Source organism: Bacillus inaquosorum, from assembly GCF_023238325.1.
GTDB lineage: Bacteria > Bacillota > Bacilli > Bacillales > Bacillaceae > Bacillus > Bacillus inaquosorum.
The window spans coordinates 1,486,449-1,498,907 of record NZ_CP096592.1; the positions used below are offsets into that span (position 1 = coordinate 1,486,449).

At 45.0% G+C, this 12,459-nt stretch carries 12 protein-coding genes, 1 riboswitch and 1 other annotated feature; of the genes, 8 read left to right on the forward strand and 4 right to left on the reverse strand.

The genetic code is table 11. The features are described from left to right. Positions 1-22 precede the first annotated feature (22 nt). The 4 genes from purU (at position 23) to M1M80_RS07330 (ending at position 4,196) form a co-directional block, all read left to right on the forward strand. Positions 23-925 carry a formyltetrahydrofolate deformylase gene (gene purU / locus M1M80_RS07315; protein WP_060398469.1) on the forward strand — a complete coding sequence of 301 codons (903 nt, stop codon included), beginning with the start codon at positions 23-25 and terminating at the stop codon, positions 923-925. Positions 926-1,012: 87 nt separating this feature from the next. Continuing rightward, positions 1,013-1,223 (forward strand) — a binding site (T-box leader). Positions 1,224-1,286: 63 nt separating this feature from the next. Continuing rightward, positions 1,287-2,384 carry a glutamate 5-kinase gene (gene proB, locus M1M80_RS07320; protein ID WP_060398470.1) on the forward strand — a complete coding sequence of 366 codons (1,098 nt, stop codon included), beginning with the start codon at positions 1,287-1,289 and terminating at the stop codon, positions 2,382-2,384. 11 nt (positions 2,385-2,395) lie between these two features. Beyond that, positions 2,396-3,643 (forward strand): glutamate-5-semialdehyde dehydrogenase, encoded by a 1,248-nt coding sequence (gene proA, locus M1M80_RS07325; RefSeq protein ID WP_060398471.1) that lies wholly within the window; start codon positions 2,396-2,398, stop codon positions 3,641-3,643. A gap of 127 nt (positions 3,644-3,770) precedes the next feature. Beyond that, complete coding sequence (locus tag M1M80_RS07330) at positions 3,771-4,196, forward strand: organic hydroperoxide resistance protein (protein ID WP_003239059.1); 426 nt, start codon at positions 3,771-3,773, stop codon at positions 4,194-4,196. 32 nt (positions 4,197-4,228) lie between these two features. Here the strand turns inward: M1M80_RS07330 and ohrR are convergent, their stop codons facing one another. After that, positions 4,229-4,672, reverse strand: a complete 444-nt coding sequence (ohrR, locus tag M1M80_RS07335; RefSeq protein WP_019258198.1) for an organic hydroperoxide resistance transcriptional regulator OhrR — start codon at positions 4,670-4,672, stop codon at positions 4,229-4,231. 141 nt (positions 4,673-4,813) lie between these two features. On the opposite strand from ohrR, the gene ohrB reads away from it, so the two are divergent. Both ohrB and M1M80_RS07345 read left to right on the forward strand, forming a co-directional pair. Beyond that, positions 4,814-5,224, forward strand: coding sequence for an organic hydroperoxide resistance protein OhrB (gene ohrB, locus M1M80_RS07340; RefSeq protein WP_019258199.1), 411 nt, complete (start codon positions 4,814-4,816; stop codon positions 5,222-5,224). 124 nt (positions 5,225-5,348) lie between these two features. Further along, positions 5,349-6,452, forward strand: a complete 1,104-nt coding sequence (locus tag M1M80_RS07345; RefSeq protein ID WP_060398472.1) for a glycosyltransferase family 2 protein — start codon at positions 5,349-5,351, stop codon at positions 6,450-6,452. A gap of 5 nt (positions 6,453-6,457) precedes the next feature. Here the strand turns inward: M1M80_RS07345 and guaD are convergent, their stop codons facing one another. Continuing rightward, a complete protein-coding gene (gene guaD, locus M1M80_RS07350; RefSeq protein WP_060398473.1) occupies positions 6,458-6,928 on the reverse strand; it encodes a guanine deaminase in 471 nt (156 codons plus the stop codon). A gap of 135 nt (positions 6,929-7,063) precedes the next feature. Here guaD and M1M80_RS07355 point away from each other — a divergent pair, with 135 nt between their 5' ends. Next, positions 7,064-7,690 (forward strand): histidine phosphatase family protein, encoded by a 627-nt coding sequence (locus M1M80_RS07355; protein WP_019258202.1) that lies wholly within the window; start codon positions 7,064-7,066, stop codon positions 7,688-7,690. 39 nt (positions 7,691-7,729) lie between these two features. Here the strand turns inward: M1M80_RS07355 and metE are convergent, their stop codons facing one another. Further along, a complete protein-coding gene (metE, locus tag M1M80_RS07360; RefSeq protein ID WP_060398474.1) occupies positions 7,730-10,018 on the reverse strand; it encodes a 5-methyltetrahydropteroyltriglutamate--homocysteine S-methyltransferase in 2,289 nt (762 codons plus the stop codon). A 127-nt stretch (positions 10,019-10,145) separates the two neighbouring features. Then, positions 10,146-10,301: riboswitch (SAM riboswitch) on the reverse strand. A 131-nt stretch (positions 10,302-10,432) separates the two neighbouring features. Further along, positions 10,433-11,392 (reverse strand): serine protease Isp, encoded by a 960-nt coding sequence (gene isp / locus M1M80_RS07365; protein WP_003239048.1) that lies wholly within the window; start codon positions 11,390-11,392, stop codon positions 10,433-10,435. A gap of 222 nt (positions 11,393-11,614) precedes the next feature. Here isp and rsbRB point away from each other — a divergent pair, with 222 nt between their 5' ends. Next, positions 11,615-12,448 (forward strand): RsbT co-antagonist RsbRB, encoded by an 834-nt coding sequence (gene rsbRB, locus M1M80_RS07370; protein WP_060398475.1) that lies wholly within the window; start codon positions 11,615-11,617, stop codon positions 12,446-12,448. Positions 12,449-12,459: the final 11 nt, after the last annotated feature.

Here is a 12,459-nt window from a genome sequence, read left to right on the forward strand (position 1 = left end):
ACAAAGATAAGAGGGATTATTCATGAAATCATATATGACTCAGCGGTTAAACGAATACCGTGACGGGAATGAGGATAAAGGGCGCCTTTTGGTCAGCTGTCCCGACCAGCCGGGTATCGTTTCTGCGGTTTCCGCGTTTTTATTTGAACACGGCGCCAATATTATAGAATCCAATCAGTATACGACAGATCCTGAAGGCGGCCGTTTCTTCCTGAGGATCGAATTCGACTGTGCGGGCATTCGTGAGAAAAAAGAAACACTGCAGGAGGCGTTTGCGTCAATTGCGGAAAAATTCGACATGACATGGAGCTTAACATTGGCAAGCGAGTTGAAGCGTGTCGCCATTTTTGTCTCAAAGGAGCTTCACTGTCTGCATGAGCTGATTTGGGAATGGCAAACTGGCAACCTTATGGCGGAAATCGCTGTTGTCATCAGCAACCATGAAGAGGCGAGAGAGCTGGTTGAGCGGCTGAACATTCCATTCCACTATATGAAAGCGAACAAAGACATCAGAGCGGAAGTCGAAAAGAAGCAGCTTGAACTGCTTGAGCAATACAATATTGATGTGATCGTTCTTGCACGCTATATGCAGATCTTAACTCCTGATTTTGTTTCGGCTCATCCGAATCGCATCATCAATATCCATCATTCGTTCCTGCCTGCTTTTATCGGTGCGAATCCATACAAACGGGCTTACGAGCGCGGCGTGAAACTGATCGGAGCGACATCTCACTACGTCACAAACGATTTGGACGAAGGGCCGATCATTGAACAGGATATTGAGCGTGTGGATCACCGTGACAACACGGACGCCCTTAAAAATATCGGCAGAACGATTGAGCGCAGCGTGCTTGCACGTGCTGTAAAATGGCATTTGGAAGACCGCGTCATCGTTCATGAAAACAAAACAATCGTCTTTAACTAGACGGCAAGATGCCCGCGCCATGCGGGCTCTTTTTGATGATAAAAATCCTTGACAAGTGTCCTTTTTCTTTGCATAATATAAAAAAATCATTGAGCGTTGAAGAGGATTAGTAAGCAGACCTTTCTGTGACAGAGAGCAAAATGAATCGCTGAAACATTTTGCCGCATGAAACCTGCTGAACCTGCCTTGGAGTCTTAGGGGGAAAACCTAGGCGCGTAACCTGGCGTTACAGGAAAGCGGAGCGTGCATAAGCGCGTTCAATCAAGGTGGTACCACGGAAACCCATTTCGTCCTTATGAATCAGGATGAAATGGGTTTTTTTATTGTAAGTTGGCTGGCGAAGAGCCGCGGAGGAGAATAAATGAAAAAACAAAGAATAGTAGTGAAAATAGGAAGCAGTTCGCTCACGAATAGTAACGGAAGCATTGATGAGGCAAAAATCAGAGAGCATGTTCAGGCCATTTCCCTGTTGAAGAAAGCGGGACATGAAATGATTCTGATTACCTCGGGAGCCGTAGCGGCGGGGTTTTCCAGCCTCGGTTATCCGTCCCGTCCCGTTACCATTAAAGGAAAACAGGCGGCGGCCGCGGTCGGACAAACACTGTTAATGCAGCAATATATGAATCAATTCAAACAATACGCACTGACTCCGGGACAAATCCTGTTAACGAGAAATGATTTTTCGAAAAGAGAACGGTATCGAAACGCGTATGCAACGATTATGGAATTACTGGAGCGCGGCGTCATTCCGATTATCAATGAAAACGATTCTACATCTGTTGAAGAATTGACATTCGGGGATAATGACATGCTTTCTGCGTTAGTCAGCGGATTGATTCATGCGGACCAGCTCATGATTCTCACTGACATCAACGGGCTGTATGATGCCAATCCGAATGAAAATCCTGAGGCGGAACGATTTGATTATTTGCCGGAGATCACGCCTGAATTGCTGGGGTATGCCGGTTCAGCCGGATCAAAGGTCGGCACCGGCGGCATGAAATCAAAGCTGTTAGCAGCACAAACCGCGCTGTCTCTTGGAGTGAAAGTGTTCATTGGAACAGGCAGCGGAGAGCAAAAGCTGGCGGACATTTTGGACGGCAGGGGAGACGGCACTTATATCGGAGACAAAGAACTATCCTCGGTTAACAACACGAGACAGTGGATTCAGTTCCACTCGCCGATATCAGGTGAAATCCTCATTGATGCTGGTGCCGAGGAGGCGATGATCCATAACGGAAGCAGCCTGCTGCCGGCTGGCGTTGTGGGCGTGAACGGAAGTTTTCCGAAAGGGGCGGTCGTGGAAGTCAAGGGACCGGGCGGGGTGATCGGCAAAGGCCAAACTCATTACTCCTCCGAGGAGATTATGGAGGCCAAAGGCAAACGAAGTGATGAACTTGATTTTGAGAAAACGTTTGAGGTGATCCACAGGAATGACTGGGTCAATTTAAAAGACTAGGAGGCGGAAAAATGAGTGAAGTTTCTGTAAAAGCGAAGCTGGCAAACGAAGCAGCAGCTGAACTGATCATGAAAACAACGGCTGAAAAAAATGAGGCGCTCAGCCTCATCGCAAACGGGCTCCGAAAAGAAATAGATTTTCTCTTAATGGAAAACGCCAAAGATATTGAGAACGGAACGAACAATGGCTTAACACCTGATATCATTGATCGCCTGACACTTGATGAGAAACGCATTCGTGATATAGCGGATGCAGTAGAGCTTTTAATTGATTTGGCAGACCCGGTCGGTGAATCTCTTGAAACGATTGAAAAAGAGAACGGACTGTTTATCGAAAAAATCCGTGTTCCGCTAGGTGTTGTCGGAATGATCTATGAAGCGAGACCGAACGTTACAGTCGACGCGGCAACCCTCTGCTTAAAGACGGGTAACGCGGTTGTTCTGCGGGGAAGCTCCTCTGCCATTCACAGCAACAAAGCACTCGTCAGCGTGATTTACAGAGCGCTTGAGCAGTCATCGCTTCCAATTAACGCCATACAGCTGATTGAGGATACAAGCAGGGAAACAGCGAAAGAACTCTTTACGCTGAACGACGGTCTTGACGTATTAATCCCGCGTGGAGGCAAAAAGCTGATTGATCTCGTCGTGAGAGAATCAACAGTGCCTGTGTTAGAAACCGGAGCAGGAAACTGCCACATTTTCATTGACGAAACGGCCAAACCGCAAATGGCTGAAAAGGTTGTGGTAAACGCCAAAACGCAGCGCCCTTCCGTGTGTAATGCAATTGAATCATTGCTGATTCACAAAGTGTGGGCGAAGCAGCACGGGAAAGAATTGCTTGCCCAGCTGGAAAACGCGGGAGTTGAAATTCGCGGAGATGAATTTGTATGTGAACTTCATCCTTCAAGCAAACAAGCGTCAGAGGAAGATTGGGAAACAGAATTTTTAGCGCCTGTCCTCAGCGTAAAGACGGTTGAGAACGTCCAAGAAGCTGTGAAGCATATTCAACAATACGGCACCAATCATTCTGAAGCGATTTTAACTGAAGATGACAAGCACGCGGCTTATTTTCAAACCGCTGTCGATGCTGCTGCGGTCTATCATAACGCATCAACCCGTTTTACCGACGGCTTTGAATTCGGCTACGGAGCCGAAATCGGCATCAGCACGCAAAAGCTTCATGCAAGAGGGCCAATGGGGCTTCCTGCACTGACTTCTACAAAATACATCATTAAAGGAACTGGGCAAATCCGCGAATAGCGGGACAATGTTCGATGAAAAGCTTATCTCGTAAAGGGATAAGCTTTTTTATGCGCCAAAAAATTGACACTGCAAATTAGATTGTGTACAATTTAATTGTATAAAATATATTTAGGGGGAATGAAACATGAGTCAGCCATTATTTACAGCATCAGTATCAGCGGTAGGAGGAAGAGAAGGAAAGGTGATATCATCAGATCGCGTTCTCGAACTCGATGTCGCAATGCCGGGAACACCGAGAGCAAAGAAATTAGAAAAAGCGACAAATCCGGAGCAGCTGTTTGCAGCAGGTTACGCAGCCTGCTTTGACAGCGCACTGCAGCTGGTAGCAAGAACAGAACGAGTGAAAGTAGAGACAGAGGTTACAGCGCATGTCAGCCTGTTAAAGGATGAAGAAGATCAAGGCTATAAATTAGGTGTGACGCTGCAGGTGAAAGGGAAAGGAGTCAGTGCATCAGAATTACAGGCACTTGTGCAAAAAGCGCACGGCGTTTGCCCGTATTCAAAAGCAACCTCCGGAAATATCGATGTTACGCTGGAAGTAGCTGAATAAAATATTAAGAGGATGCCTCGTATAAGGCATCCTCAACTTTTTTGATGAAGCGTTTCCAGCAATGTATATAGAGCGGATTTTAACTGTTTCAGGTCCTCTCCGGACTGCTTTGAGAGCCCCAAGATCGTCCTTGGTATGTCAGCCGCTTTTTCTTTTAATGACTCCCCGTTCTCTGTCAGGCTGATCAATACGGACCGCTCATCCTCTTCAGATCTTTTTCTCGTAATCAAACCTTGCTGTTCCATTCGTTTTAGCATCGGAGTGAGCGTCCCTGAATCTAAATACAGCAGCTCGCCCATTTTTTTAACAGTAAGCGTTTCGTGTTCCCATAACAAAAGCAAAGCCAAATATTGAGGGTACGTCACATTCAGCTTTTCAAGCAGCGGCTTGTATTGCTTTGTCATTTCCCGCGAACTCGCATATAGCAAAAAACAAAGCTGATTCTCCAACTTCATATGGTCAAATTCATTTTCCATCTTGTTCACCAACTCTTTCTGACATTCCATTCTATTGTATCTGAAAAACATCATTTTTCCTATTCTCGGCAAACATAGCATGTTTAAAAAGATCAGAAAGGGAAATATAACAACTAGATACAAACAAGGAGGCTGGAAAAAATGGCACTATTTACAGCAAAAGCAACCGCACGCGGCGGACGGGCCGGACATATTACATCAGATGACGGCGTTCTTGATTTTGATATTGTGATGCCTAATGCAAAAAAAGAAGGACAAACCGGAACAAACCCGGAACAGCTCTTTGCGGCAGGATACGCTGCATGCTTCGGCGGCGCGCTCGAACACGTGGCCAAAGAGCAAAATATTAAAATCGATTCCGAAATTGAAGGGCAGGTCAGCCTCATGAAGGATGAGAGCGACGACGGGTTTAAAATCGGCGTCACACTTGTTGTGAACACCAAAGATTTGGATCGGGACAAGGCACAAGAGCTTGTCAATGCTGCTCATGAATTCTGCCCTTATTCGAAGGCAACCAGAGGAAATATTGATGTAAAATTAGAATTAAAATAATGACCGGCATCCTGAGGGTTCTCAGGATGTTTTTTTGTGCGGAAGCACGCGGAGCGGGCATGATCTTTTCGAAGTGTGAATACATGTAGTATAGGTGAATTCAGACTAGAGAAAAGGTGAGCACATGAAAAGACCAAAGCTGTCAGTTTGTATGATTGTGAAGAATGAAGAACGCCATATCGCACGCTGTTTGGAGAGTGTGCAGCGTATTGCTGATGAAATCATTGTGGTTGATACCGGTTCGAACGATCGTACGGAAGACATTTGCAAAAGCTTTCATGCCCAAGTTTATCATCATAAATGGGAACAGGATTTTTCAAAGGCGAGAAATGCCAGTTTACAGCATGCCAAGGGAGAGTGGATCTTGATCTTGGATGCCGACGAAGAACTAGACTCGGATACGGGCAGCCTATTGCCTTCGCTGCTGACTGACAGCCTGCCGTCTCTCGGTTGCGTGAAGGTCGTGAACTACACCGGGAAGCAATGGAATGAAAATGAAGCGTTTGAACAAAGGCAGATCAGGCTGATCCGCAATCAGCAAAACATAAGGTTTACGGGAAGTATTGGGGAAAGACCAGAGGGAAGAGAGGCAAGCAGCCCTTTCTCGCTTCCATGTATCATTCACCATTACGGTTATTTAGAGCAGGAGGCACAGCAAAAGCATCAACGCAACATGAACTTATTGGATACGGAATTGCTGACATCCTGTGCTGACCCGTCTCTCATTTATCAGAAAGCAGCTGAGTATGACAGAGGAAACGAACATGATAAAGCCTTCCGGCTGGCAATGGATTGTATTAATAAATGTAAAAGAAAACAGCAAATTCCGCCGCCTGCTTTCTATTATTTAAAGTATAAATTATTGATTGACGCAGAACGGTACGAAGAAGCGGAACGGGATATCAATGAAGCGCTGGGGCATTATCCCGATTACTGCACGCTTCACTATTATAAAGGGATTATTATGTATCAGTCTAAAAAAGTAAGAGAAGCGATCACAGCGTTCGAAGCTTGCCTGCAAATCGATAGTGAAAATCTTCAGTACGTACAGGTGAAAGGAGCAGCTGATTTTAGATCAAGCTGCTGGCTCGGTGTCTGCCATGCTGAATTGCATCAGCATATGACCGCTGTTTTGTATTTGCAAAAAGCGCTGAAAGTCAATCCGAAGTGCGCACGGGCACAGCGGCTTCTCACCGAATTAACAAAGGATCAGGCCGCACATGCCTGATCCTTTTAATATTCTTTCTTATTGGCAAAATCCCGCCATGCCTGGAATGGAGATAAATGCTCCTTCAGGGTCACCTGATAAAAAGGTATGTTTCTTTTTTCTGCCGGTTTATCAATTTCTTCATATATGAATGAATCATCAAATCCGGCTTCAGCAGCATCTGTGTGCTCCGCTGCATAGTAAACGGCTTTCGGCCTGGCCCAGTAGATGGCGCCTAAGCACATGGGACACGGCTCGCAGCTCGCATATAAAATGCAATCATCAAGCTGATAGGAGTCAAGTGCCCGGCAGGCGTTTCGAATAGCCGTCACTTCTGCATGGGCAGTCGGGTCATTGCTTGTTGTGACGTTGTTCTGCCCTTCGGCTATAATAGCTCCGTCTTTCACGATAACGGCTCCGAAAGGCCCGCCAACTCCCGCATTCACTCCTTCACGAGCAAGATCGACAGCCCGTTTTAAGAACTTTTCATGATTCATCCTAAACCCTCCTGTCAATTGAGTGTTATAAGTATAGCCGAAAAGAAGTGCAAAGAACATTCTCAAAAAAGTGAAAAGTAAACAAAATATTTGGGGGATTTGCTAAGATAAGAGGAGAAAAGAGGAGGGGTGATCATGCTGCATTTATATATTGCTAGGCACGGACAGACTCAATGGAATGTGGAAAAACGGATGCAGGGCTGGCTGGATTCTGATTTAACAGAACTTGGACTGTACAACGCCCGCGCTCTTGGGAAGCGTCTGAAAGATATTGAATTGAATCAGGTTTACATCAGCCCGAGCAAGCGGACAGAAGAGACGGCAAAAACCATACTGGGATCGCGCCGGCCCCCGCTGGTTAAAGATCATATATTCAGAGAAATGTCACTGGGCTCATGGGAAGGAAAAAAACAAGAGGATATTGAAAGAGACGAACCTGATCTTTTTCATGCTTATTTTCATCATCCCGCAGCTTATCGCCAGCCGGGATGTGAAACGTTTTTTGACCTTGAAAGCCGGGTAAGGCTGGCTCTCCAAACGATTTTAGACAGCCATTCTTCCGGTAATGTTCTCTTGGTTACCCATTCCGTCTTTATATTAATGCTGTTAAATATCATAAAGGGAAGACGCATTAATGACATATGGAATTCTGCTTACATACATGATACTTCATTGAGCCTTGTGGAATTTGATGAAAATGGAGCAGCCAAAATAGTAAAAGAAGGGGATGGGGAGCATCGAAAACCGATTCCCGCTTTTTAATAGAAAAAACCATCTGCCAAAGGCAGATGGTTTCTATATTTATACAAGCTGTGTCTGCTGAGCTCTTGCCTGTTTTGCGGCTTCAACCATGTTTTTCAATGCTGCAACCGTTTCTTCCTGCTGTCTTGTTTTCAATCCGCAGTCTGGATTTACCCAGAAGCGGTCAGTCGGACAGACGGCAAGCGCATCAACGATAATGTTGTACATTTCTTCAGTTGACGGCACACGTGGGCTGTGAATGTCATATACACCAAGGCCTAGACCCTTCAGATACGGATGTTCTCTTAAGTAATCCAAAAATCCTCCGTGGCTTCTGCTGTGCTCGATCGTAATAACATCCGCGTCAAGATCATTAATCGTATCGACGATGTCTTCAAAGTTGCTGTAGCACATATGCGTATGAATTTGCGTCTCGTTTTTCACGGAAGAAGTGGTTAATCTGAATGCTTCTGCCGCCCAAGTCAAATATTCATCCCAATCTTGGGTTTTTAATGGAAGACCTTCACGCAGCGCCGGTTCATCGACTTGAATGATTTGAATGCCTGCGTCTTCAAGCGCTTTTACTTCTTTGCGAAGAGCAAGCCCAATTTGGAAGGCGATTTCTTTTCTCGAAATGTCGTTTCGAGGGAAAGACCAGTTTAAGATCGTAACAGGGCCCGTCAGCATTCCTTTCACATGCTTTGAAGTCAATGACTGTGCATACACAGTATCTTTTACTGTCATCGGTTCAATAAATTCAACATCTCCGTAAATGACTGGCGGGCGGACACAGCGTGAGCCGTATGATTGAACCCAAGCGTATTTTGTGAAGGCAAAGCCGGCCAGCTTCTCACCGAAGTATTCGACCATGTCGGTCCGTTCAAATTCACCGTGAACAAGGACATCAAGTTCCAATTCTTCCTGAATATCAATCCATCTTTTTGTTTCTGCATTGATAAAGTTTTGATACTGTTCATCAGACCACTCATTTTTCCGCCATTTTTGGCGTGCGCTCCGCACTTCAGCAGACTGCGGGAAGCTCCCGATCGTTGTCGTCGGCAAAAGCGGAAGGCCGAGAGATTTATTTTGCAGGGCTAAACGTTCTTCAAACGGAATCGGGCGCTTGAAGTCTTTATCGGCTAATTGCTCAAGCTCTTTCTTCTGTTCAGAATTCGCGCCTGTTGCAAACTGTTTGAGCGCCTGAATATCAGTTTTAGCCTGCTGAATTTGTTCGCTGATCGCCGCTTTTCCTGAAACTAAGCCTTCTTTCAAAGCTGTCAGCTCGGCTAGTTTTTCTTTTGCGTAGGATAATCCGTCCAGCAGATCCTTTTCCAAATGCTCGTCAGGGTGTTTTGCTACAGGAACGTGCAGCAGGCTGCTGGAAGGCTGAATCCACAGTTCATCAACTTTTGCAATGCTGAGAATATCGAGAACGGCATCGAGACGTTCTTCAAGATCTGCTTTCCAAATGTTGCGTCCGTCGATTACACCGGCTGCCAGCACTTTGTCTGTTGGGAAGCCGTGTGTTTTTAGCTGTTCCAGGTTTCTGCCTTTATCGTGAACGAAATCAAGGCCAATTCCCTGTACCGGGTAAGAGATTAGCTCTTCATAAGCATCCACAGAATCAAAATACGTCTGCAAAAGCACATTCAAGGAGGTAAGCTCGCTTGTAATGTTTTCAAATAATTCTTTTGCGCCGCGGACATCTTCGGCAGAGGCGGTAACGAGCGCCGGCTCATCGATTTGAACCCATTTTACGCCTTCTTCTTCAAGCTCTTTCAAAAGCTGTACATATAACGGCACAAGGCGTTTTTGGATTGCTTTAGCTTCAGCCGGCTCATAGCCTTTGGCAAGCGTAACGAACGTATAAGGGCCGACAATCACAGGTTTTGTTTCAACGCCGTATTCCTGTTTGATCCGGCGATAATCTTCGAGCTGTTTGTTTCTTGTCAGGCGGAACTCAATGCTTTCGTCATATTCCGGAACGATGTAATGGTAATTGGTATTAAACCATTTTGTCATTTCACTAGATACAGCGTCTTTAATTCCGCGGGCGATAGCGAAGTATGTATCGGTAGCGTCAGTCAAATGTCTGAACCGTTTCGGAATCCAGTTGAAGCTGACTGCTGTGTCGAGTACATGGTCATACTGTGTGAAATCAGAAACAGGCACAACATCAATCTGCTGGTCAATTTGTGTTTTTACTGCGGATAAAAATAGTTCGTCGATTTGCTTTAAAAACGTATCTTTATCAGTGCTGCCTTTCCAATACGCTTCAAGTGCTTTTTTCCATTCTCTGTTCAGTCCGATTCTCGGAAATCCTAAATTTGATGTTTTGATGGTTGTCATTGTTTCTCCTCCTTTATATGTAAAACACTCTCGTTAACCCGCGGATACAGGCTGCTAAGAGGTTTTCTCACAATAAAAAGCCTCTTTCCCATGAGAGAAAGAGGCTTTTCTGCGTAAAACACTGCCTCTCTCATCTCTCAGACACAATCTGATGGAATTAGCACCGTGCCTTATGAGACATCAGTCTCGGCGCGAAAAGCAGTGCGCCCCATTTCACAATGGAATTACGGTCGGTTGCTGTTGGGGTCAAAAGGCCAATCCCTCGCCCAACTCTCGATAAGAGAAAATGTTATTAATTTTTTGAAAAGTTGAATCATTTGTTGGTAATCTTAACAGTAATTCAAATTCGTTGTCAACATAGAATTTGAAATTTTATTTACAAATTACGACATAAATTATATGAGAAAAATAATTTTATAGGGTCATCAAATGTGATTGCTCTGCTTTTTCTGCCAGCTCATCAGGAGCAGTTAAATAAAGGAATCCATTACCTGCCAGTGTTTTTGCGATATCAAGCGGGAGTGTCCTGCGGACCAGCTGCGCATAAACCTCAGGTTCAGTTAGATCTCTTTGAAACGATTCTTCTTCAAAGCTTTTAATTAAAGCAAGTGCTCCGCTGACATGAGGGGCAGCCATTGAAGTGCCGGTCAGCTTACCGTATTTCTTGTTAGGGAGGGTGGATAATATATTTTCTCCCGGTGCAACGAGATCAATTTCTTTATTTGCGTTAGAAAATTCTGACGATTCTCGAGCTACGGAAACAGAACCAACCGCGATCACATCATTATAAGCCGCAGGGTAGGAAAGCTCCTCTGTACGTTCGTCGCCGTCACCTTCATTTCCCGCTGCGCAAACGACAAGCACTCCATTTTTTACGGCGTTTTTCACTGCTTCTTCAAGCTCTGGCACATCGCTCGGTCCGCCAAGAGACATTGAGATGATATCGACTTTTTGTTCCACAGCGTAGTTAATGCCGTTAATAATCCATTCGTATTGTCCGCTGCCGTTTTCACCGCCAAGAACCTTCACAATCAATAGGCTTGCCTCAGGCGCGACTCCGGCAATGCCGCCGCTTGAATCATTAGCTGCAATTGTTCCGGCGACGTGTGTGCCGTGTCCGTTGTAGTCGGAAATCGCATCTTCCTTGCCGCCGTCATCATCCGTGAAGTTCTTTCCGCCGATGATTTGGTTTTTTAAATCAGGATGGCTTGCGTCGCAGCCAGTGTCCAATACAGCAATTTTTACATCTTTGCCTTTTACCCCTTTTGCCCACATTTCTGGCGCCTTAATCACTTTAATGCCCTCAGGAAGCTCGTTTACATCCATGATCTGCTCATTCGTCACATACGGGATCAAGCGGATTTCACCATTCATAAAAAAGCCCTCCTTTTTTATGCTTTCAAGTGGATTCAAGGGTGTTGCCTCATATTATATGAAAAAAACAACCTCTCGGACAGAGCCATTTGAAGCATTTTGAAAAAATGGGATACAACCCAAAGAATTAGTAATTTTCAAAATATTGGATGGTTTCAGCGTGTCTGACTGGGATTCAGCTGTCAGTCAAGTTATAATAGTGTTGGGGAAAGGAGCAGTGTGATGAAACTGAATGAAAAATTATATGCGTTTTTTTCAGAGCATGTGGAACAAATGGCCGAGGAATGGATTGAAACGATGGAGGAAAGTGATCCGAATTCGCTTTACGCCTTACATAATGCATCTGTAACGGAAGAATTGAAAGAGCAGGACAGGGAATTTTACCGGCATCTGAATTACATGTATGTTTTACCTGAAAAACAATTTCTCGAAGAATTTCAAGAGTGGGTCATTGAGCTGACAAATGATCAAAAGCATCTCGACACTCCGGTTCAGTACGTCATTCGGGAGTTTATGAGAAATCGGAAATTATATACGAAGTATTTTGAGAAGTTCGCAGAAGAAAACGAGTCGGCGTTTGAACCGGGAGAGAAACAAAAATGGGCCGATTTGATTGTAAGAGTCTTTGATTTTACCATTTATACATTTGTCGATCACGCTGAAACGAATGCCAAACAGCAATTAAACGCCCAGAGAGAAATGATATTGGAATTAAGCTCGCCTGTCATTACCCTGAGCAAATCAACAGCTCTGCTTCCGCTTGTCGGTGACATTGATACCGAACGGGCAAAGTTTATTCTGGAAAACACGCTTCATGCTTGTGCCAAAAGACGCGTGGAGCATCTGTTAATCGATCTGTCAGGTGTTGTGGTGGTTGATACGATGGTGGCGCACCAAATCTTTAAATTAATTGAAGCGCTCAATTTAATCGGTGTCAGGTCAACCCTGTCAGGAATCAGGCCTGAAATCGCGCAAACCGCTGTACAGCTTGGGATTGATTTTTCGAACATTATAATTAAAACCAATCTTGCCCAGGCATTAAACTATCATCAATAAGAAAAAAAGCC